Source organism: Streptomyces sp. 147326 (assembly GCF_045000215.1).
Taxonomy (GTDB): domain Bacteria; phylum Actinomycetota; class Actinomycetes; order Streptomycetales; family Streptomycetaceae; genus Streptomyces.
Genome location: NZ_CP134201.1, coordinates 5,714,139 through 5,737,446, shown reverse-complemented (window position 1 = coordinate 5,737,446; position 23,308 = coordinate 5,714,139). Strand labels below are relative to the sequence as shown.

18 protein-coding genes and 1 pseudogene are annotated in these 23,308 nt (G+C 71.9%); 11 read left to right on the top strand and 8 right to left on the bottom strand.

All coding sequences use genetic code 11. From position 1 onward, the window contains the following. Positions 1-966, bottom strand: coding sequence for a 5-dehydro-2-deoxygluconokinase (gene iolC, locus RIU97_RS26270; RefSeq protein ID WP_404960055.1), 966 nt, complete (start codon positions 964-966; stop codon positions 1-3). A 49-nt stretch (positions 967-1,015) separates the two neighbouring features. Between iolC and RIU97_RS26265 the strand changes: the two genes are divergently transcribed. The 3 genes from RIU97_RS26265 to RIU97_RS26255 all read left to right on the top strand — a co-directional run bounded on the left by RIU97_RS26265 (position 1,016) and on the right by RIU97_RS26255 (position 3,397). After that, entirely contained in the window at positions 1,016-1,930 is a 915-nt protein-coding gene (locus RIU97_RS26265; RefSeq protein ID WP_404960054.1) for a sugar phosphate isomerase/epimerase family protein, read from the top strand. A gap of 20 nt (positions 1,931-1,950) precedes the next feature. Beyond that, on the top strand, positions 1,951-2,964 hold the full coding sequence (locus RIU97_RS26260) for a Gfo/Idh/MocA family protein (RefSeq protein WP_404960053.1): 1,014 nt from the start codon (positions 1,951-1,953) through the stop codon (positions 2,962-2,964). 232 nt (positions 2,965-3,196) lie between these two features. Beyond that, complete coding sequence (locus RIU97_RS26255; RefSeq protein ID WP_030710687.1) at positions 3,197-3,397, top strand: AlpA family transcriptional regulator; 201 nt, start codon at positions 3,197-3,199, stop codon at positions 3,395-3,397. 89 nt (positions 3,398-3,486) lie between these two features. Here the strand turns inward: RIU97_RS26255 and RIU97_RS26250 are convergent, their stop codons facing one another. After that, positions 3,487-5,760 carry an MMPL family transporter gene (locus RIU97_RS26250; protein WP_404960052.1) on the bottom strand — a complete coding sequence of 758 codons (2,274 nt, stop codon included), beginning with the start codon at positions 5,758-5,760 and terminating at the stop codon, positions 3,487-3,489. A 130-nt stretch (positions 5,761-5,890) separates the two neighbouring features. Here RIU97_RS26250 and RIU97_RS26245 point away from each other — a divergent pair, with 130 nt between their 5' ends. The 3 genes from RIU97_RS26245 to RIU97_RS26235 all read left to right on the top strand — a co-directional run bounded on the left by RIU97_RS26245 (position 5,891) and on the right by RIU97_RS26235 (position 9,478). Then, on the top strand, positions 5,891-6,550 hold the full coding sequence (locus RIU97_RS26245; RefSeq protein ID WP_404960051.1) for a TetR/AcrR family transcriptional regulator: 660 nt from the start codon (positions 5,891-5,893) through the stop codon (positions 6,548-6,550). A 264-nt stretch (positions 6,551-6,814) separates the two neighbouring features. Beyond that, a complete protein-coding gene (locus tag RIU97_RS26240; RefSeq protein ID WP_319724103.1) occupies positions 6,815-7,048 on the top strand; it encodes a cation transporter in 234 nt (77 codons plus the stop codon). Between the two features lie 129 nt (positions 7,049-7,177). Further along, positions 7,178-9,478 carry a heavy metal translocating P-type ATPase gene (locus RIU97_RS26235; protein WP_404960050.1) on the top strand — a complete coding sequence of 767 codons (2,301 nt, stop codon included), beginning with the start codon at positions 7,178-7,180 and terminating at the stop codon, positions 9,476-9,478. 422 nt (positions 9,479-9,900) lie between these two features. Here RIU97_RS26235 and RIU97_RS26230 read toward each other — a convergent pair whose 3' ends face one another. Together RIU97_RS26230 and RIU97_RS26225 are read right to left on the bottom strand one after the other, a co-directional pair. After that, a complete protein-coding gene (locus RIU97_RS26230) occupies positions 9,901-11,190 on the bottom strand; it encodes a citrate synthase (RefSeq protein ID WP_267718657.1) in 1,290 nt (429 codons plus the stop codon). Between the two features lie 182 nt (positions 11,191-11,372). Next, entirely contained in the window at positions 11,373-13,619 is a 2,247-nt protein-coding gene (locus RIU97_RS26225; protein WP_404960049.1) for an ATP-dependent RecD-like DNA helicase, read from the bottom strand. A gap of 264 nt (positions 13,620-13,883) precedes the next feature. Between RIU97_RS26225 and RIU97_RS26220 the strand changes: the two genes are divergently transcribed. Then, positions 13,884-14,420: a DUF937 domain-containing protein gene (locus RIU97_RS26220; RefSeq protein WP_404960048.1), complete on the top strand. Its 537-nt coding sequence runs from the start codon at positions 13,884-13,886 to the stop codon at positions 14,418-14,420. A gap of 42 nt (positions 14,421-14,462) precedes the next feature. After that, positions 14,463-14,975: pseudogene (locus RIU97_RS26215) on the top strand (GNAT family N-acetyltransferase); the annotation flags it as partial. Here RIU97_RS26215 and RIU97_RS26210 read toward each other — a convergent pair. Next, on the bottom strand, positions 14,881-15,861 hold the full coding sequence (locus RIU97_RS26210) for an EamA family transporter (RefSeq protein ID WP_404960047.1): 981 nt from the start codon (positions 15,859-15,861) through the stop codon (positions 14,881-14,883). The pseudogene RIU97_RS26215 and the gene RIU97_RS26210 overlap by 95 nt on opposite strands. 82 nt (positions 15,862-15,943) lie before the next feature. Here RIU97_RS26210 and RIU97_RS26205 point away from each other — a divergent pair, with 82 nt between their 5' ends. Both RIU97_RS26205 and RIU97_RS26200 read left to right on the top strand, forming a co-directional pair. Further along, positions 15,944-16,840 carry a LysR family transcriptional regulator gene (locus RIU97_RS26205; RefSeq protein WP_404960046.1) on the top strand — a complete coding sequence of 299 codons (897 nt, stop codon included), beginning with the start codon at positions 15,944-15,946 and terminating at the stop codon, positions 16,838-16,840. Positions 16,841-17,188: 348 nt separating this feature from the next. Beyond that, entirely contained in the window at positions 17,189-18,997 is a 1,809-nt protein-coding gene (locus RIU97_RS26200; RefSeq protein ID WP_404960045.1) for a glycoside hydrolase family 3 N-terminal domain-containing protein, read from the top strand. Positions 18,998-19,049: 52 nt separating this feature from the next. Here the strand turns inward: RIU97_RS26200 and RIU97_RS26195 are convergent, their stop codons facing one another. The 3 genes from RIU97_RS26195 to RIU97_RS26185 all read right to left on the bottom strand — a co-directional run bounded on the left by RIU97_RS26195 (position 19,050) and on the right by RIU97_RS26185 (position 22,574). Beyond that, positions 19,050-20,483: a S28 family serine protease gene (locus tag RIU97_RS26195; protein WP_404960044.1), complete on the bottom strand. Its 1,434-nt coding sequence runs from the start codon at positions 20,481-20,483 to the stop codon at positions 19,050-19,052. Positions 20,484-20,567: 84 nt separating this feature from the next. Continuing rightward, positions 20,568-20,966 carry a hypothetical protein gene (locus RIU97_RS26190; protein ID WP_404960043.1) on the bottom strand — a complete coding sequence of 133 codons (399 nt, stop codon included), beginning with the start codon at positions 20,964-20,966 and terminating at the stop codon, positions 20,568-20,570. Between the two features lie 87 nt (positions 20,967-21,053). Then, positions 21,054-22,574, bottom strand: a complete 1,521-nt coding sequence (locus RIU97_RS26185; RefSeq protein WP_404960042.1) for an aldehyde dehydrogenase family protein — start codon at positions 22,572-22,574, stop codon at positions 21,054-21,056. 168 nt (positions 22,575-22,742) lie between these two features. Here RIU97_RS26185 and RIU97_RS26180 point away from each other — a divergent pair, with 168 nt between their 5' ends. Further along, on the top strand, positions 22,743-23,297 hold the full coding sequence (locus RIU97_RS26180) for an EF-hand domain-containing protein (RefSeq protein ID WP_404960041.1): 555 nt from the start codon (positions 22,743-22,745) through the stop codon (positions 23,295-23,297). Positions 23,298-23,308: the final 11 nt, after the last annotated feature.

Here is a 23,308-nt window from a genome sequence, read left to right as displayed (position 1 = left end):
TCAGACACCACCGGCACGCCCCAACACCTCCTCCACCTCGTGAGAGAACGGCATCGCGGTCGAGCACGCCAGCCGCGAGGCCACGATCGCCCCCGCCGCGTTCGCGTACCGCATCACCCGCTCCACCGGCCACCCCGCCAACAACCCGTGGCACAGCGCACCCCCGAACGCGTCCCCCGCCCCGAGCCCGTTCACCACCTGCACGGCAACCGGCGGCACCTCCGCCACCGTCCCGTCGCGGTGGACCGCCAGCACGCCCTCCGGGCCCCGTTTGACCACCGCCAGTTCCACCCCGGCGGCGAGCAGCGCCCGCGCCGCCGCGTACGGATCGGACTCGCCCGTGGCGATCTCGCACTCCTCTGCGTTGCCGACGGCCACCGTCGCCCACGCCAGCGCCCGCTCGTAGTACGGCCCGGGTTTCTCGCGCCACAGCATCGGCCGCCAGTCCAGGTCGAACACCGTCGTCCCCGTCCGGGCCCTGGCCTCCAGCGCCGCCAGCGTCGCCGCCCGCGAGGGCTCCTCGCTCAGGCCCGTGCCCGTCATCCAGAACACGCGGGCCGCCCGTACCGCCTCCAGGTCCACCTCGTCCGGGGCGATCTCCAGGTCCGGGGCCTTCGGCAGCCGGTAGAAGTACAGCGGGAACCGGTCCGGCGGGAAGATCTCGCAGAAGGTGATCGGCGTGGGCAGGCCCGGGACCTCGGTAGCCCAGCGGTCGTCCACCCCGAACCCCCGCAGCTCGGAGCGCAGGTACCCGCCGAAGGGGTCCGCGCCGGTACGGGTGATCACCGCCACCCGCCGTCCCAGCCGGGCGGCCGCGACGGCCACGTTGGCCGGGGAGCCGCCCAGGAACTTCCCGAAGGTCTCCGCCTCGGCCAGTGGTACGCCGGTCGTCAACGGGTAGAGATCCACCCCGATCCGGCCCATCGTGATCAGGTCGAACGCGAACGGATCGCCGGTGCCGGTCACAGTCACTCCTCCCACTCGTCTCCCTCGTCTCCCGCCTAAGGTGGCCGCTATGACGTCCTCCCCGCCCGCGTTGACCCGTATCCGCATCGGTTCGGCTCCGGACTCCTGGGGTGTCTGGTTTCCCGACGACCCCCGGCAGACCCCTTGGGAGCGTTTCCTCGACGAGGTCGCCGACGCGGGGTACGAGTGGATCGAGCTCGGCCCCTACGGCTACCTGCCCACCGATCCCGCCCGACTCGCCGAGGAAACGGCCAAACGCGGGCTGCGGGTCTCGGCCGGAACCGTCTTCACCGGACTCCATCACGGGCCCGCCGTGTGGGAGGGCACCTGGGAGCACGTGTCGCGGATCGCGGCGCTCACCCGGGCCATGGGCGCGGCCCATCTCGTCGTCATCCCCTCCTTCTGGCGGGACGACAAGACCGGGGAGGTGCTCGAGGACCGCGTCCTCACCCCGGCCCAGTGGCGTGAACTGACCTGCCAGACCGAGCGGCTGGGCCGGGAGGTCCAGGACCGGTACGGGCTGCGGATCGTCGTCCACCCGCACGCCGACACCCACATCGACACCCCGGAGAACGTGGCCCGTTTCCTGGACGCGACCGATCCCGGCCTCGTCTCGCTCTGTCTGGACACCGGGCACTACGCGTACTGCGGCGGCGACAGCGTCCGGGCGATCGAGACCTTCGCCGAGCGGATCGGCTACCTCCACCTCAAGCAGGTGGACCCGCGGATCCTCGCCGAAGTCCTCGCGGAGGAACTGCCCTTCGGGCCGGCCGTGGGCCGCGGGGTGATGTGCGAACCGCCGGCGGGGGTGCCCGCACTGGAACCCGTACTGGCGGCGGCCCAGCGGCTGGGCGTGGACCTGTTCGCGATCGTGGAGCAGGACATGTACCCCTGCCCGCCCGACCGGCCGCTGCCGATCGCCCGGCGCACCCGCTCCTACCTGCGCTCCTGCGGCGCCCGCTGACCACCCGGAGGGAACACGACATGACCAGCACGCTCGGCATCGCCGTCATCGGCACCGGGAAGATGGGCGCCGACCACGTGCGCCGGATCGGGCGGACCGTGGGCGGGGCCCGGGTGGTGGCCGTGGCCGACCCGGACGGGGACCGGGTCAAGGAGGTCGCGGGAGCCCTGGACGGCGCGAGTGCGCACACCGATCCGGCGGCCGCGATAGCCGCGCCGGGGGTTGAGGCCGTACTGATCGCCTCCCCGGGTCCCGCCCATGAGGAAGCGATCCTGCACGCTCTGGAACGGGAGCTGCCGGTGCTCTGCGAAAAGCCGCTGACCCCGGACCCGACGGGGGCGCTGCGCGTCATGGAGGCCGAACGGCGGCTGGGCCGGCGCCTGGTGCAGGTGGGCTTCATGCGGCGGTTCGACGCGGAGTACGAGCGGCTGAAGGAGCTGCTGGACGCGGGCGGGATCGGACGTCCCCTCTTCCTGCACTGCAGGCACCGCAACGCCTCCTCGCCGTCCTTCTTCACCAGCGACATGCTGATCAGCGATTCGGTGGTGCACGAGGTGGACGCGGCGCGCTGGCTGCTGGGGCAGGAGATCACCGCGGTGACGGTGCTGTCCCCCCGGCCCACGGCGGCCGCCCCCGAGGGGCTGCGGGATCCCCGGCTGGTGCTGCTGGAGACCTCCGGCGGGGCCGTCGTCGACGTGGAGATCTTCGTCAACTGCGGCTTCGGCTACCAGGTGCAGTGCGAGGCGGTCGGCGAGGCGGGCAGCGCCCGGATCGGCGACGGCCACGCGATGGTGATCCAGTCGGCGGGCCGGTGGGGCGGCGAGATCGTCCAGGACTTCACGGTGCGCTTCGCCGACGCCTACGACCGGCAGTTGCGGCGCTGGGTGGCCGCGGCCGCGCGCGGCCGGGTGGCGGGTCCGGACGCGTGGGACGGCTATGCGGCGGCCGCCGTCTCGCAGGCGGGGCTCGCGGCCGCGCGCAGCGGCGTACGCACCCTTGTGGAGCTGGCGGAGCGGCCCGCGCTGTACCGCTGATCCCTCCCTGCCCCGCAACCGACCCCTGTGCCGCATCTGTCACAGGGGTCCCCCTTGTGTCACGCATATCCGCATGACGCGGGTTTTCCGTCACAGGCGTTCGACAGCCCCTCCCCTGCCGTCACTCCGCGTCGTTCCCCGGGCACAACCCGAGTGTTCGTCAGCGTCCATGCGCCGGCTCCCCCGACGGCCTCCCGGCCGACCCTGCCGCGTGGACCAGGAGGTGTCCCGCATGAGCGACCGACAGCTGTGGTCGTACAAGGAAATCGCTGCCCACATCCGGGTCCAGCCGGACACCGTGCGCTCCTACCGCAAGCACGGCCTGCTCCCCCCGCCCGACCACGTGGAGGGCGGCAAGCCGTACTGGTACGCCGACACCGTCCGGGCCTGGGTGGCCCGCCGCCCCGGCAACCGGGGACGCCGCGAGGACTGATCCGTCCCCGGTACGGGGCGGGGCCAGCCGAGCCCCGCCCCGCCCCCCGGTCCTCCCCGACCGGCCCCGACCGGCCCGCCGGCTCCCGGCTAGGCGGTCCCGGCGGGCACCTTCTCCGGCTCCGGATCCGGCCTCGGTTCCGACTCCGACTCCGACTCCGGCTTCCGCTCTGCCACCGGCGGCAGGGACTCCCCCTCGCTCAGTCCGAACCTCTCGTGCAGTCGGCGCAGCGGGCCCGGCGCCCACCAGGTGGCCTTCCCGGTCAGCTTCATGACCGCCGGGACGAGGAGGCTGCGCACGACCATGGCGTCCATCAGCACCGCCAGCGCGATCCCGAGCCCCAGCATCTTGGTGTTGGTCACCCGCGAGGTCCCGATGGCCACCATCACCACGGCCAGGATCACGGCCGCCGCGGTGATCAGCCCGCCGGTGCGGGCCAGTCCGGTGCGCACGGCCCCCTCGTGGTCCCCGGTCCGGTCGTACTCCTCCTTGATCCGGGATATGAGGAACACCCCGTAGTCCATGGACAGTCCGAAGGCGATGCAGAACATCAGGACCGGCAGGTTGGTCTCGATGTCGCCGGTGGAGGTGAAGGAGAGCAGTCCGGAGAGGTTGCCCTCCTGGAAGACCCACACCACCGCGCCGAACATCGCCGTCAGGCTCAGTGCGTTGAGCAGGACCGCCTGGAGCGGTATGAGCAGGCTCCCGGAGAGCAGGAACACCAGCAGCAGCGTGGCGAGCACCACCACGGCCAGCGACAGGGGCAGCTTCTCGCCGATCGCCTTCTGTGCGTCGACGAGCACCGCCGCCTCTCCCGTCACGGAGGTCCGGAAGTCCGCGTCCACCGTGCGCACCTCGCCGACCAGGTCCTGGGCCTGCTGCCCCACCGCCTCGCCCTCGGTGGTGACCGAGAAGTAGGCGTACCGCGACGGGTCCGCGGAGCTCACCGGCCCGTCGACCCGGGCCACCCCGGCCAGGTGGGCCAGGCGTTCCCGGTAGGCGGCGAGCTCGGCGGGCCCGGCCGCGTCCTCGGCGAGGACGGTGAGCGTTCCGCCCGGGCTGCCCGGGAAGGCGTCCCGTATCTGCTGCTGGACCACATGCGACTCCGCGGTCTTCGGCAGCTGCCGGTCGTCCACCGTGCCGAACTTCACGCCGAGGAAGGGCAGTCCGAGGAGCAGCAGTCCCGCCGTCGTGGCCACCGCGAAGACGGGAGCCCGGCGCATCACCAGACGAGCCACTCGCGCCCAGCCCCGCCCCGGTTCGGCCGACACCTCCGCCGGCCGCCCGCGCCGCCACAGCCGCCGCAGGTCCAGGGAGTTGACCCGCTCGCCGAGCAGCACCAGGGCCGCCGGAAGCAGGATCAGCGCGGCCCCCGCGGCGAGCAGGACCACCGCCACCCCGGCGTAGGCGAAGGAACGCAGGAAGTACATCGGGAAGAACAGCATCGCCGAGAGCGAGACCGCGACGGTCAGCGCCGAGAACAGCACCGTGCGGCCGGCGGTGCGCAGGGTGTCCCCGACGGCGGCCACCGGGTCCCGTCCGGCGGCGAGTTCCTCGCGGAACCTGCGGACGATGAACAGGGCGTAGTCGATCGCGAGCCCGAGTCCGAGCGCGGTGGTCAGGTTCTGGGCGAAGACGGAGACGTCGGTGAACTCGGTGAGGCCGCGCAGCACCGCGTTGGTGCCGAGGATGGCCACGATGCCGACGCCCAGGGGCAGCAGGGCGGCGACGGCGCTGCCGAAGACGAGGATGAGCAGGACGAGGGTGACCGGCAGGGCGATCATCTCGGCGCGCAGCAGGTCTTCCTGGATGGTGGCGGTCACCTCGCGCTGGACCGCGGCCGGCCCGCCGAAGGAGACCCGCACCGGGCCGTGCTCACCCCGGTAGTGCGGGACGATCCGGTCCAGCACCGCGGTGGTGGTCTTCTCGTCGCCCAGGATCCGGGCGGCTATGAGGGCCTGCCGGCCGTCGCCGGAGCGCAGGGCGGGCAGCTGCGTGCGCCAGTACGAGCCGACGCCGACGACTCCCTGCTCGGCGGCGAGCTGCGCGGTCAGCCGCTCCGCCTCGGCCGCCACGGCGGGATCGTCCACACCGGCGGTTCCCGGACCGGCATCGACGAGCAGCAGCAGATTGGGCTGGGAGGCCGGGAACTCGCGCTCCAGGGCCTTGGCGGCGTAGGTGGACTGGGCGCCCGGGTCCTCCCAGCCACCGCTGCCCATCCGTTCGGCGGCGCCACCGCCCGCGAACACGGCCAGGGCCGTGACCACCAGGGCGAGCAGCAGCGAGATCCGCGGCCGGGCCGTGACGAACCGGGTCCACCTGCCGCTCTCCCCGGACGACGGCGGATTCTTGACTTCGGACATGGCTCGGTGTCCCCTTCACCGTGATTGCCAGGCCAAATAGACTGGCAAACACGAGCAGTCGCTCGCGTTTCTCCAGAATGCGAGCGACCACTCGCGTTTGTCAATCGCCCACGGGAAGCAAGGGATGGGAATGCCGGGGACACCGAAGGGCAAAACAACTGAAAACGGTGAAACCGCTGCACCGCGCCGCCGCCAGGCACGGGGCGAGCGCCGGGTCTCCCAGCTCCTGGCCGCCGCCGCCGGGGTGTTCTGCCGCACCGGCTACGCCGCGGCCAGCACCAACGCCATCGCCCGCGAGGCCGGCGTGTCGCCGGGCACGCTCTACCAGTTCTTCCCGAACAAGGAGGCCATCGCGGTCGAGCTCGGCGGACAGCTGCTCCAGCAGGCCCACGAGATGCACGGACAGGCCTTCCTGCCCGAGAACCTCCAGCGGCCCCTGCCCGAGCTGCTGGACGCCGTCCTGGACCCGGTCATCGCCTTCAACTGCGAGAACCCGGCCTTCTGGGCGCTCATGCACGGCTCCGGCATCCCGGGCGCCATCGACCAGGAACACTGGAAGCTGCACTCCAGCCTGCTCACCCGGATCGAGGGCGTGCTGCACACTTTCTGCCCGGAATCCGGGCCCGCCGAGCTCGCCCACACCTCGAACATGATCCTGGGCATCTTCAAGTCCTCGCTGGACCTGATCCTGGCCCACGAGGGTGCCGAGCGGGAGGCGTACATCGCGGAGCTGAAGACCGTCCTGCTGCGCTACCTCGAGCCGATGATGACCACGCCCCACGCCGACTGACCCGCCCCCGAGGCCACCGGCGTCCCGCGGCACGGGAGGTTCACGCCCGCCCGGGCCGGCCGGCAAGGCTTCCCGGGTGATCCGCTTCCGCCATTTACGTAGTTTTCAGCCAGGGTGGCCAGTTGTGCGCGCAGGAGCGAAAGACTGGACTCCGAGACTCGCTTTCATACCCCCCAGGGGTATAGTCTCGAAGAGTCGGGAGGACGGTGGAGTCGTCGGCCACCCCTCCCGGTGACCGGACACGCCCCTGAAGAGGAGAACGACATGACCGCCGAGACGGACACCCAGACCACCACCGTCTACCGGGTGACCGGCATGACCTGCGGCCACTGCGAGGGCGCGGTGACCAACGAGATCTCCGCCCTGGCGGGCGTCAGCACGGTCAAGGCCGTCGCCGCGACCGGCGAGGTCACCGTGGTCTCCGCCGCCCCGCTCGCGGACGAGGACGTCCGCGCCGCCGTGGACGAGGCGGGCTACGAGTTCGCCGGCCGGGTCTGAGCGGCACCCGCTCCCTCGGCAGCAACCGCGGCGGCCCGCACCACCCCAGCACCCGCGGTACCCCGCCGGGCCGTGCCGGCCAGCTCATACTGGACCCGTACGGCCCGGCCCTCCCCCTGGAGCCGGAACATGAGCAGCACAGTGCACGACGGACCGATAACGGCGGTCGAACTCTCGATCGGCGGGATGACCTGCGCCTCCTGCGCGGCCCGCATCGAGAAGAAGCTCAACCGGATGGACGGCGTCGAGGCCACGGTGAACTACGCCACCGAGAAGGCCCACGTCTCCTACACCGGTGACGTGCGCGTCTCGGACCTGATCGCGACCGTCGTCAAGACCGGCTACACCGCCGAGGAGCCCCCGCCGCCGGCCCCGGCCCAGGCCCCCACTGACGACGCGGCCCGGGCAGCGGCCCCGGCCGAGGCGCCGGCCGACGCCCCCGACGCGGCGCTGGCCGCGCTGCGCCAGCGGCTGCTGGTCTCCGCCGCGCTCGCCCTGCCCGTCGTCCTGCTCGCGATGGTTCCCGCCCTCCAGTTCGACAACTGGCAGTGGCTCTCCCTGACCCTCGCCGCCCCCGTCGTCGTCTGGGGCGGCCTCCCCTTCCACAAGGCGGCCTGGACCAACGCCCGGCACGGCGCCGCCACCATGGACACCCTGGTCTCCGTCGGCACGCTGGCCGCCTTCACGTGGTCGCTGTGGGCCCTGTTCTTCGGCCACGCGGGCATGCCCGGCATGCGGCACGGCTTCGACCTCTTCACGGCTCAGGGGGGCAGCATCGCGCGGACGGACGGGTCCTCCGCCATCTACCTGGAAGTCGCGGCGGGCGTCGTCTCCTTCATCCTGCTCGGCCGCTACCTGGAGGCCCGCTCCAAGCGGAAGGCGGGCGCGGCCCTCAAGGCCCTGCTGGAGCTCGGCGCCAAGGACGTCACCGTCCTGCGCGCGGGCCGGGAGGTCCGCGTCCCGGTGAGCTCGCTCGCGGTCGGCGACCGGTTCGTCGTCCGCCCCGGCGAGAAGATCGCCACCGACGGCACGGTCGTCGAGGGCAGTTCCGCCGTGGACGCCTCCATGCTGACCGGCGAGTCCGTCCCGGTGGAGGTGTCCGTCGGCGACTCCGTCACCGGAGCCACCGTCAACGCCTCCGGGCGCCTGGCCGTCGAGGCCACCCGCGTCGGCGCCGACACCCAACTGGCCCGGATGGCCCGGATGGTGGAGGAGGCCCAGACCGGCAAGGCCGAGGTCCAGCGCCTCGCCGACCGGATCTCCGGGGTCTTCGTGCCCGTCGTACTGCTGCTCGCGCTCGCCACCTGGGTCAGCTGGCTGCTGATCACCGACGACCCCGCCGCCGCCTTCACCGCCGCCGTGGCCGTCCTGATCATCGCCTGCCCGTGCGCCCTGGGCCTGGCCACCCCGACCGCGCTGATGGTCGGCACCGGACGGGGCGCCCAGCTCGGCATCCTGATCAAGGGGCCCGAGGTGCTGGAGTCCACCCGCCGCGTGGACACCGTGGTCCTGGACAAGACCGGCACCGTCACCACCGGCCGGATGACCCTCACCGGCGTCCACCCCGCCGAGGGCGTCGACGAGCGCGAACTCCTGCGCCTGGCCGGATCCCTGGAGCACGCCTCGGAGCACCCGATCGCCCGGGCCGTCGCCACCGCGGCGGCCGGGAGGGCCGGCGCCCTGCCGGTCCCGGAGGGCTTCGAGAACCTCGCCGGCCTCGGCGTCCAGGGCGTCGTCGACGGACACGCCGTGCTGGTCGGCCGCGAACAGCTGCTCGCCGACCGGTCGATCACCCTGCCGGCCGGGCTCGCCGCGGCCCGGGCGGCCGCCGAGGCCGAGGGCAGCACCGCCGTCCTCGTGGCCTGGGACGGGGCGGCGCGCGGGGTGCTGACCGTGGCCGACGCCGTCAAGGAGACCAGCGCCGAGGCGGTCGCCCGGCTGCGGGCGCTGGGCCTCACCCCGGTACTACTGACGGGCGACAACAGGGCCGTCGCCGAGACGGTGGCCCGCGAGGTGGGCATCGACGAGGTGATCGCCGAGGTGCTCCCGCAGGACAAGGTGGACGTCGTACGCCGCCTGCAGGCGCAGGGACGTACGGTCGCCATGGTCGGCGACGGGGTCAACGACGCGGCCGCGCTGGCCCAGGCGGACCTGGGGCTGGCCATGGGCACCGGCACCGACGCGGCCATCGAGGCCGGGGACCTGACCCTCGTACGGGGCGACCTGCGGGTGGCGGCGGACGCGATCCGGCTCTCGCGCCGGACCCTGGCCACCATCAAGGGCAACCTGTTCTGGGCCTTCGGCTACAACGTGGCGGCCCTGCCGCTGGCGGCCGCGGGCCTGCTCAACCCGATGATCGCGGGGGCCGCGATGGCCTTCTCCTCGGTCTTCGTGGTGACCAACAGCCTCCGGTTGCGCTCCTTCCGCTAGTGGATCTCCTCCCCATCACACACACAGTTTCTTCACGGGAGACGCAGATCACAGTGACCGCAACGTAACCATCCGGGGTCGTCACGGGTCTAATGGGGCGATGCAAAGAACGTCTTGGGGGACGTTCGACGGAAGCCCTGGGGGACTTCTGTGGCATCAGCCGGCCGGGACGCGTGCCCGCGGGAGGCTTTGAGCGGCCCTCCCGAACCGAACGGGTCCCGGCACACTGACGCCCCGACTCGGGTCCCGTGGGGGGAATCCGTTTCGGGGAAAAGGAAAGCGCCCCGACCGCCGACCCGTGGGGGGATCGACGGCGGGGCGCTTTTCGTACGCCTGGGGGTTACCTGCGGTGCTGTCCGCGCGGCCGCACGCCGCGCGGTGGAGAGCCTCGGGTCAGCGGGCCTCGGTCAGCGGGCCTCGGGTCAGCGGGACTCGACGGGCACGAAGTCGCGCAGGACCTCGCCCGTGTAGATCTGGCGCGGGCGGCCGATGCGGGAACCCGGCTCCTTGATCATTTCGTGCCACTGGGCGATCCAGCCGGGGAGCCGGCCGATCGCGAAGAGCACGGTGAACATCTCGGTCGGGAAGCCCATGGCCCGGTAGATCAGACCGGTGTAGAAGTCCACGTTCGGGTAGAGGTTGCGCGAGACGAAGTACTCGTCGGCCAGCGCGTGCTCTTCCAGCTTGAGCGCGATGTCCAGCAGCTCGTCGCTCTTGCCGAGCGCCGAGAGGACGTCGTGCGCCGCCGCCTTGATGATCTTCGCCCGGGGGTCGAAGCTCTTGTAGACGCGGTGCCCGAAGCCCATCAGGCGGACGCCGTCTTCCTTGTTCTTCACCTTGCGGATGAAGGCGTCGACGTCGCCGCCGTCGTTCTTGATGCCTTCCAGCATCTCCAGAACGGACTGGTTGGCGCCACCGTGCAGCGGGCCCCACAGGGCCGAGATGCCGGCGGAGATCGAGGCGAACATGTTCGCCTGCGAGGAGCCGACCAGACGCACGGTGGAGGTGGAGCAGTTCTGCTCGTGGTCCGCGTGCAGGATCAGCAGCTTGTCGAGCGCCGAGACCACGACCGGGTCCAGGTCGTACTCCTGGGCCGGCACGGAGAAGGTCATGCGCAGGAAGTTCTCGACGTAGCCGAGGTCGTTGCGCGGGTAGACCACCGGGTGGCCGACCGACTTCTTGTACGCGTAGGCCGCGATCGTCGGGAGCTTGGCCAGCAGCCGGATCGTCGAGAGGTGGCGCTGCTTCTCGTCGAACGGGTTGTGGCTGTCCTGGTAGAACGTCGACAGCGCGCTGACCACGGAGGACAGCATCGCCATCGGGTGCGCGTCACGCGGGAAGCCGTCGTAGAAGCGCTTCACGTCCTCGTGCAGCAGCGTGTGCTGGGTGATCTCGTTGCGGAACGACGCGAGCTGGTCGACGGTCGGCAGCTCGCCGTTGATCAGCAGGTACGCGACCTCGATGAAGGTCGAACGCTCGGCCAGCTGCTCGATCGGGTAGCCGCGGTAGCGCAGGATGCCCTGCTCACCGTCGAGGTAGGTGATCGCGGACTTGTAGGCGGCGGTGTTGCCGTAGCCACTGTCCAAGGTGACGAGCCCGGTCTGGGCCCGCAGCTTCGAGATGTCGAAGCCCTGGTCACCGACGGTGCTCTCGACCACCGGGTAGGTGTATTCACCGTCCGCGTACCGGAGTACTACAGAGTTGTCGCTCACGTCATCCCTCACCGACGTAGTGCCTCTTCTTCGAGGTGCCCTGACTGCCTCTACCTTCCCCCATTTGGCGCAGGAGAGTGCACTCGGGGTCGGCGTTTGGTGCTTTCGACGGCACTGAGTGCCGTCAAGCTGCTCATCCTGCCCCCTCCGCACCGGTGGTGGAACCCCAAATGATCGATCATCTAGGTGATGTTTCCCACCGGTATCCGGCCGGACAGCCGGGGCGCGACCGCCGTGTACCTCCTGCCTGCGGAAACGGTACGCACCGCCTGCCCGAGGGCCTTGCGGGACCCGACGAGGACGACCAGTTTCTTCGCCCTGGTCACCGCCGTGTAGAGCAAGTTGCGCTGGAGCATCATCCAAGCTCCGGTGGTGACGGGGATCACCACCGCGGGATATTCACTCCCCTGGGAGCGGTGGATGGTGACGGCGTACGCGTGGGCCAGCTCGTCGAGCTCCGCGAACTCGTACCCGATCTCCTCGTCCTCCTCCGTACGCACCGTCAGGCGCTGTTCGTCCAGGTCGAGCCCGGTGACCACGCCGACCGTGCCGTTGAAGACGCCGTTCGCCCCCTTCTCGTAGTTGTTCCGGACCTGGGTCACCTTGTCGCCCACCCGGAAGACCCGGCCGCCGAACCGCTTCTCCGGCAAGTTGGGCCGGGCCGGTGTCATCGCCTGCTGCAGCAGCCCGTTGAGGTTTCCTGCGCCGGCCGGTCCCCGGTGCATGGGAGCGAGCACCTGGACGTCCCGCCGCGGGTCGAGCCCGAACCTGGCCGGAATCCTGCGCGCCGCCACGTCCACGGCGAGTACCCCGGCCGCCTCGGTGTCCTCCTCCGGGAAGAGGAAGAAGTCCGGCAGCCCGTCCGTGATCGGCGGCACCCCGGTGTTGATCCGGTGGGCGTTGGTGACCACGCCGGACTGCTGGGCCTGCCGGAAGATCCGGGTGAGGCGGACCGCGGGCACCGGACCGCCCTCGGCCAGCAGGTCCCGCAGCACCTCCCCGGCCCCGACCGAGGGCAGCTGGTCCACATCGCCGACCAGCAGCAGGTGCGCCCCCGGCGCCACGGCCTTGACCAGTTTGTTGGCCAGCAGCAGGTCCAGCATCGAGGCCTCGTCGACGACGACCAGGTCCGCGTCCAGCGGCCGGTCCCGGTCGTACGCCGCGTCCCCGCCCGGCTTGAGCTCCAGCAGCCGGTGCACCGTGGAGGCCTCGGCCCCGGTCAGCTCGGACAGCCGCTTCGCCGCCCGGCCGGTGGGCGCGGCCAGCACCACCTTGGCCTTCTTGGCCCGGGCCAGCTCGACGATCGAGCGCACGGTGAAGGACTTTCCGCAGCCCGGCCCGCCCGTGAGGACGGCGACCCGGCGGGTCAGCGCCAGCTTGACCGCGTCCCGCTGCTCGGGGGCGAGCGTGGCCCCCGTCCGCCCGGCGAGCCAGCCCAGGGCCTTCTCCCAGTCCACGTCCCGGAACGCCGGCATCCGGTCGTCCTCGGCGTTCAGGAGCCGGCGCACCTGCCCCACCAGCGACAGCTCGGCTCGGTGGAAGGGCACCAGGTACACGGCGGTCAGCGGGTCCGGCCCGCCCTGCGGGTCGGGTACGGGCTCCCGTACGACGCCCTCCGGATCGGCGGCGAGCTCGGCCAGGCAGTCGATCACCAGCCCGGTGTCCACCTGGAGCAGCTTGACCCCGTCGGCGATGAGCCGCTCCTCGGGCAGGAAGCAGTGCCCCTGGTCGGTGGACTGGGACAGGGCGTACTGGAGGCCGGCCTTCACCCGCTCGGGGCTGTCGTGCGGGATGCCGACGGCCTGGGCGATCCGGTCGGCGGTGAGGAAGCCGATGCCCCAGACGTCGGCGGCCAGCCGGTAGGGCTGGTTCTTCACCACCGAGATGGAGGCATCGCCGTACTTCTTGTAGATGCGGACCGCGATGGAGGTGGAGACGCCGACTCCCTGGAGGAAGACCATGACCTCCTTGATCGCCTTCTGTTCCTCCCAGGCGGCGCCGATCAGCTTCGTCCGCTTGGGGCCGAGCCCGGGCACCTCGATCAGCCGCTTCGGTTCGGCTTCGATGACGTCGAGGGTGTCGGTGCCGAAGTGCTCCACGATCCGGTCGGCGATCTTCGGGCCGATGCCCTTGATCAGGCCGGATCCGAGGTAGCGGCGGATGCCCTGGATGGTCGCCGGCAGCACGGTCTTGTAGTTCTCCACGGAGAACTGCTTGCCGTACTGCGGGTGGGAGCCCCAGCGGCCCTCCATGCGCAGCGATTCGCCGGGCTGCGCGCCCAGCAGCGAGCCGACCACGGTGAGCAGGTCACCGCCGCCCCGGCCGGTGTCGACGCGGGCGACCGTGTACCCGCTCTCCTCGTTGGCATAGGTGATGCGCTCGAGCACCCCCTCGACCACCGCCAGTTGCACCGCACCGTTCGCCGCCATGACCCGAAGCTACCGGGTGGGACCGACAGCGCGTGAGGCCTGTGGACAGCGCGAAGGGGGTCCCGCCTCGCGGCCGGACCCCCTCACGGTTACCCCTCCCGTGTCGGACTTCCCGATCCCCCCAGATCCCTCCCCGGAAGTGCCGACGCAACATACGACCCGCGATACCCCCGCAGGGTTGCATCCGGAACCACAGCTTTACTTTTCCGTTACCCGACGCCCACTCAAGGTGCCACCAAATCACCGCAGAAGTAGCGTTCCGGCATGAGCCAATCCTCATTCCAGGACGACGTGCTGACCGAGCTGGGCGACGACAAGCTGACCGAGATCGCCGGGCTCCTCGGCACCGACACCGCCGGCGCACGGGACACCGTCGCGCAGACGGTCGGCGCGATGACCGGCGACCTCCAGCAGAAGGCCGGCGCCGATGACGACGACGGCGTGGAGGTGCGCCAGGCCTTCGCGGAGGTGGCCGAGCCGCCGCTGCAGGGCGTGGCCACCCTCGGCGGCGGCCTCGGCGGCATGCTCGGCGGCGGAATGATGGCCGGGGTGCTGGCCAAGGTGAGCAAGCCGGTGGCCAACGCCGTCTCCAAGAAGACCGGCATCCCCGCCCCCACCGTCGCCCGGGTCATCGAGCTGCTGATCCCGGTCCTGCTGGCCGTCTTCGCCAAGCGCGCGGCCGCCGGCAAGGCCGCGGGCGCCCCGGCCGCGGGCGCGGCTCCCGCCACCGCCCCGGCCGCGGCGGACGGCGGCGGCCTGGGCGACCTCCTGGGCCAGATCCTCGGCGGCGGCAGGAAGTAACCCGTTCGGGGGCCCGCGGCCATCCGGGCGGCCTAGAGTTGGCCCATGGCTGAGAGTGTGCGGCTGCGGGACCCGGAACCGGGCGACCTGGGATGGATCGTGCAGCGCCACGGCGCGCTGTACGCCGCCGAGTACGGCTGGAACAGCGACTTCGAGGGCCTGGTCGCCCGGATCGTCGCGGACTTCGCCCAGGACCACGACCCCTACCTGGAACGGGTGTGGATCGCGGAACTGGACGGCCGCCCGGTCGGCTCGGTGATGTGCGTGCGCGAGGACGGCGCACCCGGCACCGCCCGGCTCCGCCTGCTCCTGGTCGACCGGGAGGGGCGCGGCCGCGGCATCGGCACCCTGCTGGTCGACACCGTCGTCGCCTTCGCCCGCTCGGTCGGCTACCGCGAGCTGGTGCTGTGGACCAACGACGTGCTCACCGACGCCCGCGAGCTCTACCTGAAGGCCGGGTTCACCCTGATCGCGGAGCGGCCGCACCGCTCGTACGGAGTGAGCCTGACGGGGCAGGACTGGCGACTGCCCCTGCAGGAGGGCTCCCCGCGCTGACGCCCGAACCGACCCCCGTACGGTTCGAAGCGCGCGCGGGGGCCAGCGAGGTGAGCGCGACCCCGCCGACCAGGAGCACGGCCGCCAGCCAGCGCAGTCCGGAGACGGACTCCCCCAGCACCAGGGCCGCCGAGGACATCCCGAACACCGGCACCAGCAGCGAGAACGGCGCCACCGACGAGGCCGGATACCGGCGCAGCAGATGGCTCCAGGCCCCGAACCCGAAAATGGTGGAGACCCACGCCACGTACCCGATGACGCCCACCCCGGACCAGTCCAGCCCCCGCAGCGCGGCCAGGTCCCGCTCGAGCCCCTCGAACAGCAGCGACAAGGCGAACAGCGGCAGCACCGGCACGGTGCACACCCACACCATGAAGTTCAGGGCGTCGGGCGGGGAGGCCTTGCGGGTCAGCACGTTGGACACGCCCCAGCCGGCGGCGGCCGCGACGACCAGGGTGAAGCCGAGCACCGGCCCGCCGGTGCCCCCGTCCGCGGCGGCCACCGCGATCCCGGCGAGCGCGACGCCCATCCCGAACACCCGCACCCGGCCGGGCCGTTCGCGCAGGACCACCGCCGCCAGCACGGCGGTGAAGACGGCCTGGACCTGCAGCACCAGCGAGGACAGCCCGGCGGGCATCCCGGCCGCCATGCCGGTGAAGAGCAGCCCGAACTTCGCGATGCCGAGGGCCAGCCCGACCCCGAGGATCCACTTCCAGGCGACCTTGGGGCGCCCGACGAAGAACACGGCGGGCAGAGCGGCGACCAAGAACCGCAAGGCTGACAACAACAGCGGCGGAAAATGATCGAGCCCGATCTCGATGACGACGAAATTGACCCCCCAGACGGCGGCGACGAGCACGGCAAGTGCGGTGTGTACGGGACGCATGAACCCACCATCGCCGTCCCCACCATGTAGCACCAGCGCGAATCACTTCCGCACTCGATGAAGCATTGCTTACGATAGAGACATGCTCGATCTCGCCCGGCTGCGCGCCCTGCACGCCGTCTCCGTCCACGGCTCGGTCGCGGGCGCGGCGGCCGCCCTCGGCTACACCCCCTCCGCGGTCTCGCAGCAGATCTCCAAGCTGGAGCGGGAGACCCGGACCACCCTGCTGGAGCGGCGCGGGCGCGGGGTCGCGCTCACCGAGGAGGCCCGCCATCTGGCCGACACCGCCCAGCAGTTGCTGGCTATCGTGGAACGCGCCGAGACCACCCTGGAGGAGCGGCGCGGGCAGCCGAGCGGGCTGCTGACGGTGGCCGCGTTCGCCTCGGCGGCGCGCGGGCTCATGCCGGGCGTACTGGCCGATCTGGCCCGCCGCCACCCCGCCCTCGAAGTGCGCCTCACGGAGGTGGACCCGCACCTGTCCGTCGACCTGGTGGCACGAGGCGTCACCGATCTGGCGGTGGCCCACGACTGGGACATCGCCCCGCTGCCCGCACCCGAGGGGATCGAACAGGCGGTGATCGGCGACGACCTCTGCGACCTGGTCGTCCCGGCCGGCCACCCCTTCACCACGCGCCGGACCATCCAGCGCAGCGACCTCGGCGGCGAGCGCTGGGTCTGCCAGCCGCCCGGCCGCGTCTGCCACGACTGGCTGGTACGGACCCTGCGCACGGCCGGCTTCGAACCCGACATCGCGCACGTGGCCGAGGAGAACCACACCATCGTCGCCCTGGTCGCCGCCGGCCTCGGCGTCGCCGTCGTACCCCGCCTCGGCACCGGACAGCTGCCGCCCGGCGCGGTCGCGGTCCCCCTGGAACCGGGCCCCGTACGCCGCCTGTACGCGCTGTGGCGCACCGGAGCCGCCCGCCGCCCCGCCATCACCGAGGCCGTGCAAACCCTCCAGTCCCACTGGCCGGCGTAACCGCACAGGGCACCGAACCGGCCACGGCCCGGCCCTCCGACCCCCAGGGTGGTCTCGGCGGGGCCGGGTGTGTGCCGGGGCGCTCCCCGCAGGGCGCCGAACACAAGGTGCCCCGGCCCTCCGACCCCCCGCCACGTTCGGCGCCCGAGGAGACGCCCCGGCGCGCGCCCGGCCCCACCCCTCCCACAGGCCCCGCCCGGCACGGGCAACGGCACGGGCAACGGCACGGGCAACGGCACGGGCAACGGCACGGGCAACGGCACCGGCGGCACCGACAACCGGAGGTACTTGCCCAACACACCCCCGCACAGCCACCCCGCCCGGAGGGCAACCGGTAGGGTCCGGCCCGTGCCGCCCCACGCCTCCCGCCGGACCCTGCTCACCGCAGCCGCCATGGTCGCCGTCACCGCCGCGGGGGCCGCCTCCGCCGCGCTCGGCACGAGCAACACCCCCGACGACCCGCGGTCCCCCGAGGGGCCGCCGGGCCACCGCCCCGACCGGGCCCGCCTGACCCGCTTCATGGGCCGGATGGGCCTCGACGAGAAGGTCGGGCAGCTCTTCGTCTCGCGGGCGTTCGGCCACTCGGCGACCGACCCCGACCCGGCGGACGCCGAACAGAACCAGACGCTGTTCGGGGTGCGCACCGCCGCCGAGCTGGTCTCCCGCTACCACCTCGGCGGGATCGTCTACTTCTCCTGGGCCCACAACACCCGCACCCCGCACCAGATCGCCGCGCTCTCGGTCGGCCTCCAGCAGGCCGCGCTCACCTCCGGCGCCCGGATCCCGCTGCTGCTCTCCACCGACCAGGAGCACGGCGCCGTCGCCCGGATCGGCGCCCCCGCGACGCTCCTCCCGGGGGCGATGGCGCTGGGCGCGGGCGGCTCCACCGCCGACGCCCTGCGGGCCGCGCGCGTCGCGGGCGCCGAGCTGGCCGCCCTGGGCATCCGCCAGGACTACGCGCCGGTGGCCGACGTCAACGTCAACCCGGCCAATCCGGTGATCGGCGTACGGTCCTTCGGCTCCGACCCGCACGCCGTGGCGGCCCTGGTGGCCGCCCAGGTGCGCGGCTACCAGGGCGCCGGGGTGGCCGCCACCGCGAAGCACTTCCCGGGCCACGGGGACACCGAGACCGACAGCCACGCCGGCCTGCCGGTGATGCGGCACACCCGCGCCGTCTGGGAGGAGCTGGACGAGCCGCCGTTCCGGGCCGCGGTGAAGGCGGGCGTGGACGCGGTCATGACGGCGCACATCGTCTTCCCCGCGCTCGACCCCTCGGGAGACCCGGCGACCCTCTCCCGCCCGATCGTCACGGGCATCCTGCGCGAACGCCTGGGCTTCCAGGGGGTGGTGGTCACCGACGCCCTCGACATGGCCGGGGTCCGCCAGAAGTACGGGGACGACCGGGTGCCCGTACTGGCCCTGCTGGCGGGCTGCGACCAGCTGCTGAACCCGCCGGACCTGGGGCTCGCGTACCGCAGTGTGCTGGCGGCCGTCGAGGCGGGCGAGCTGACGGAGGCCCGGATCGACGAGTCGGTGCTGCGGATCCTGGAACTGAAGTCCCGCCGGGGGCTGTTCGACGAGGCCTACACGAAGACCGGGGCGGTGGACGCCACCGTCGGCATCCGCAGGCACCGGGACGCCGCCGACGAGATCGCGGCGGGCACGACGACCCTGCTGGCCAATCCCCGCGGGCTGGTGCCGATCGATGCGACGTCCGGGCCCCGGCTGCTGGTCACGGGGACGGACCCGGCCTCCCCGACGGGTACCACGGGTCCCCCCACGGCCGTACTGGCGCGCGAGCTGACCGCCCTGGGCTGCCGGGCCACGGCGGTGCCGCCTGCCCGTGCGGTGGCCGCTGCGGCCGGTCACGCGGCGGTGCTGGTGTGCACGTACAACGTGCCGGAAGAGGACAATCCGCAACGCCGGCTGGTGACGGACCTGATCGCGTCCGGCGTCCCGGTGATCCTGCTGGCGGTCCGCAATCCGTACGACCCGGCCCGGCTGCCGGCCTGCGCGGCCGAGCTGGCGACGTACTCCTGGACGGACGTGGAGATGCGGGCGGCGGCCCGGGTGCTCACCGGGGCGGTCCGGCCCGCCGGCCGGCTCCCGGTCCCGGTGCCGGGCCGCTACCCGCTGGGCCACGGGCTGACGCGCTAGTTCCGGCGTCAGCCCGCGGCCCGTGGTCCGGGACCCCGGGGTCCCGGCCCGGTCACGGCCGCAGCTGCGGCTCGCGCTCCAGGTCCTGCTGGTCGAGCTGCGCGTCGGCGGCCGCCAGCGGCGCCGCCTTCGACTCGTCGGCGATCGTGGCGGCCGGAGCCACCCCGGCCCACTGCAGGATCTTCGCGGTCGCGAGGGTCTTCTCGCCGTCCTGGAGCTTCGCGACGTTGGCCCCGTGGTTGGCGCCCGGCGCGATCATGACGTAGCTGTCGCGCACGCCGTACCCGAGGTGGAACGGCTCGGCGCCCCACGGGTCGTTCTGGCCGTACACGAAGAGCATCTGGTCGGCGTTGTTGCGCACCCACTTGTCCACGTCCGCCATGACCCCCTGCTGGAAGGTCATGGGGATGTCCCGGGGCACGAAGTTGCGCGGCGGCTGGTAGCCGTAGCGGCTCAGGTTGCCCAGGTGCGGCTGCTTGATGTCCGGGGAGCCGAGCTGCGTACCCGCCTGGTAGTAGTACGGCGCGTACGTCTCCAGGCCCTGGTCGGCGTAGGCGGAGAAGCCGGAGATCGCGTCGATCGTGTCCCAGATCTCCTGGTCGGTGGCGGTGGCCGCGGTCGGGATGGAGGCGCAGTCGGCGAGCAGGCTGTACTGCCAGAAGGCCCACACGTAGTCGAGGACGACGGCCTCGTAGGCCTTGTCGAGGTTGCCGACGGTGGTGAAGGTCCAGCCGTTCTCGGCCGCGGCCACGGCGTACTTGGCCTCCAGGGGCTCGCGGCGCACGAGCGCTTCGCGCTGCACCGCGTTCAGCTTGTCGCGGCACTCCTTGGTGCCGACCTTGGCGAAGAAGCGGTCGTAGGCCGAGTCCTCCTTGTTGACGACGTCGTTCGGCGCGACGTACGCGACGACTCCGTCCATGTCGCGCGGGTAGAAGCGCTCGTAGTAGGTCGCCGTCATCCCGCCCTTGCTGCCGCCCGTGGCCAGCCAGTTCTTCTTGTAGATCTTCTTCAGGGCGGTGAAGACGCGGTGCTGGTCACTGGCGGCCTGCCAGATGTCCAGGTTCCCCCAGTTGGCCGGGTCGGGCCGGGAGGGTGTGAAGAATCGATACTCCAGAGACACCTGGTTGCCGTCGACTATCGTCGTCGGCTCGCTGCGGCGCGGGCTGGTGCTGACGTTGTAGCCGGAGGTGAAGAACACCGACGGCCGCGAGACGTCCTTGTGCAGAAGGGTCAGGCGCTGCTTGAAGGTCCCCTTCCACGGCTGCCGGTGGTCCACCGGCTGCTCGTAGTTCAGTACGAAGAAGCGGTAGCCGGGGTACGGCTTCTCCTCGATCAGGCTCATCCCGGGAATGCCGAGGATCTGGTCCTTGATGTCCGTGGCGGCCGACGGCTGTGCGGCTGTGGCCGCTTGCGCCGTGGAGCCGGCCGCGCCCATCGTGCCGATGAGCACCACGAGCGACAGGAGCCATCCGAGCGTCTTGCGCATTCACCCTCCCCTTGAGTTCACTTCGGTCGCCGTGAACCTAGCCGGGGCAACACTCTGCTGAACAGACCTAGTTGGGCCGCTACCTCAGCACAGGATCCAGCCGGAGGTGGCCGATCCGGCACCCACGCTGCCCCTTACGTACACGCAGCGGGTGATCGCGCCGACGGTGACGGGCCCGGCGTGACGGGTGAATCGCCCGGCTTCCCGGACGGGGGCCCCACCGCGCGGCTGGATGCTCACCGCCATCTGCCGCCGCTCGCCGGGAACGCGGGCCACGGTCACCGCGCAGGCCTGGTTGCGGCTCTTGTAGACGCGCACCTCGCCCGTGTCGAAGGACACCGTCCTCGCCAGCCGGCCCCCGCAGCCGTCGGCCGCCGCCTGCGCGGGCGGTGCCGTGAACAGTCCGCCGGCGCAGAGCCACAGCGCCGTCGCGAAGACCCCCGGGGACGCGACCCCGCGGGCCCGTCCCCTCCACCCCTGCAACAACCTGCCCCCCGATCGGTCGTACGCACGGCACACGTACACACGTACGACGTCTGCACCCCGCGGAAGGTTGCGGTGAGCAAGGACTCACACGGCGGCCGCCGCGTGGTCGAAGACCGCTTCCCGGGGCCGCAGCGCGGTGGCGACGGCGATCGACTGGAGGTGTGTGGTGCGCACGGCGGGCTGGTTGGCCTCGCCGAAGACGCCGCCCGTCGCGCCCGTGCCGCCGTTGTACGGGAGTACCGGCAGGCAGCCGATGTGCGAGTCGTTGACCTTCAGCATGCCGCCGTTGACCACCTCCCCGCAGAAGCGCTCGACGACCGCCTCGTCCTGCGTCCACAGGGAGTTGCGCAGCCCGTAGCGGTTGGCGTTGAGGAAGCCGATCGCCTCGTCGAGCCCTGCCGGGGCCTCGGGAACGACCACGCACAGCAGCGGGAAGAAGGTCTCCTCGCGGAAGGCGCGCAGCCGGGCGGCCGCGGCCAGCCCGTCCACGCGGACGACGGCCGGGCGGATGAACGGCCCCGCGGCCGCCGGCACATCGTCCACGTCCACGAACTCGCCGCCGCACAGCAGTTCACCGCCGGCCGCCAGAACTTCGTCGAGGTACTCGGCGAACTCGGCCCGCTTGACCACCGGGCTCAGCACGGTGTCCGGATCCTCGGGCGGCCCCGGCCGGATGTCCCGCACCCGCTCCACGAGCTCCTTCAGCAGCCGGTCCGCCGCCTCCGGGTGGACGATCGCGAACTTCGGGGTCATGCAGATCTGGCCGGAGCCGTAGTACCGCTCGCACAGGGCCCGCGCGGCGAGGTCGGCCTCGGCGTCGGCCCACACCAGCACGCCGTCGTTCCCGGAGAGTTCGAGTACGGGCTTCTTGCCCGCGATGACGCACTCCCGCTCCAGCTTGAGCCCCTGCTCCGAGCCCCCGAAGAAGACCACGTCGTCGCAGTCGGGGCTGTCCAGCCACTGCCGCATCACGGCGCGGGCGTGCGTCGACAGGACGTTCAGGGTGCCGGGCGGGGCGCCGAGGCGCTCCAGGAGGGGGGCCACGATCTCCCGGTACACGAAGCTGACGCCGAGCGGGGCGGTCGGCGGCGCGTTGACGATCAGGGCGTTGCCCGCGGCCAGCGCCACCACCCCGTAGAAGGAATTGGAGGTCGGCGCGTTGCGTGGCGGGCTCAGGCACACCACCCCGTCGGGCTTGCGCACCATGCGGATTCGCCGGCCCGCCTCGGTCCGCTCCGGCTGCCTGAGCTGGGCGGCGTACTCGGCGACGGAGTCCGGGTGCAACCCGCAGGCCGTGGAGGCCAGTTCCCAGGCGGCCAGCCGCACGGGGTGCCCCTCTGCGACCAGCAGGCCGGTCAGCTCGTCGTACCGCTCGGCGATGGCCCGGTAGACCCCGTGCAGCAGCTCCAGCCGGTCGTCGAGCGGGACCCTCGCCCAGGCGGGCTGGGCGGTGCGGGCGGCAGCCAGAGCTCGCAGGCCCTGTTCGGGGGTGGACATGGCGACGCGGCCGGCGAGCAGGCGGTCGTCGTACGGGAGGTCCTCACCACGTTCCAGGCGGGCCTTGAGGGCGAGCACCTCGAACGGCTCGCGCAGGAGTTGACCCACCCGAGGGCAATAGACCCAACGGGTACCGGGCTCTTCCGCGCCGGCCACCCATACCTCGTAAGAGTGCATTCACAACTTCCTAGCGGGAGAACGGGAGTTCGCGATCAAGGCGGACATTACGCTAGGTGATCGAGAGCACGCTCACCGTAGCCGTGAAAGGCACTTGAAATGACGAACGACCTGCTCGACCGCAAGCTGGACCGCGCCTTCACGCACCTGGACGCCGACCGGAGCGGGGTGATCGACTCGGCCGACATCATCGCGCTCGGATCCCGGCTGCTGTCGGCCCTGGACGAGCCGGCCACTTCGCCCAAGGCCACCCTGGTGATGGGCGGGCTGGTCGACTTCTGGCAGGACCTCTTCACCGAGCTGGACATGGACCGGGACGGCAAGGTCACCCCCGAGGAGTACAAGCTGGGCATGACGCGCCTGTACGCGCAGGGCGGGCCCGCGTACGACCGGTCGTTCCGGCCGATGGTGCAGGCGATCCTCACGATCGTCGACACCGACGGCGACGGACGCATCAGCCCGGAGGAGTTCCACAAGGCCCAGGGGGCCTTCGACACGAAGCTGAGCCCCGCCGACGCCGAGGCGCTGTTCCAGCGGATCGACGCGGACGGGGACGGCACCCTGACGGTGGACGAACTCCTCCGCGCGGTACGCGAGTACTACACCGGCACCGACGAGGACGCCCCGGGGAACCTGCTCTTCGGCGAACTCTGACGTCCTGGCGG

Coding starts and splice junctions, on each gene's coding strand:
- RIU97_RS26265 (WP_404960054.1), top strand. CDS start 1,016: ATGACGTCCTCCCCGCCCGCGTTGACCCGTATCCGCATCGGTTCGGCT.
- RIU97_RS26260 (WP_404960053.1), top strand. CDS start 1,951: ATGACCAGCACGCTCGGCATCGCCGTCATCGGCACCGGGAAGATGGGC.
- RIU97_RS26255 (WP_030710687.1), top strand. CDS start 3,197: ATGAGCGACCGACAGCTGTGGTCGTACAAGGAAATCGCTGCCCACATC.
- RIU97_RS26250 (WP_404960052.1), bottom strand. CDS start 5,760: ATGTCCGAAGTCAAGAATCCGCCGTCGTCCGGGGAGAGCGGCAGGTGG.
- RIU97_RS26245 (WP_404960051.1), top strand. CDS start 5,891: ATGCCGGGGACACCGAAGGGCAAAACAACTGAAAACGGTGAAACCGCT.
- RIU97_RS26240 (WP_319724103.1), top strand. CDS start 6,815: ATGACCGCCGAGACGGACACCCAGACCACCACCGTCTACCGGGTGACC.
- RIU97_RS26235 (WP_404960050.1), top strand. CDS start 7,178: ATGAGCAGCACAGTGCACGACGGACCGATAACGGCGGTCGAACTCTCG.
- RIU97_RS26225 (WP_404960049.1), bottom strand. CDS start 13,619: ATGGCGGCGAACGGTGCGGTGCAACTGGCGGTGGTCGAGGGGGTGCTC.
- RIU97_RS26220 (WP_404960048.1), top strand. CDS start 13,884: ATGAGCCAATCCTCATTCCAGGACGACGTGCTGACCGAGCTGGGCGAC.
- RIU97_RS26210 (WP_404960047.1), bottom strand. CDS start 15,861: ATGCGTCCCGTACACACCGCACTTGCCGTGCTCGTCGCCGCCGTCTGG.
- RIU97_RS26205 (WP_404960046.1), top strand. CDS start 15,944: ATGCTCGATCTCGCCCGGCTGCGCGCCCTGCACGCCGTCTCCGTCCAC.
- RIU97_RS26195 (WP_404960044.1), bottom strand. CDS start 20,483: ATGCGCAAGACGCTCGGATGGCTCCTGTCGCTCGTGGTGCTCATCGGC.
- RIU97_RS26180 (WP_404960041.1), top strand. CDS start 22,743: ATGACGAACGACCTGCTCGACCGCAAGCTGGACCGCGCCTTCACGCAC.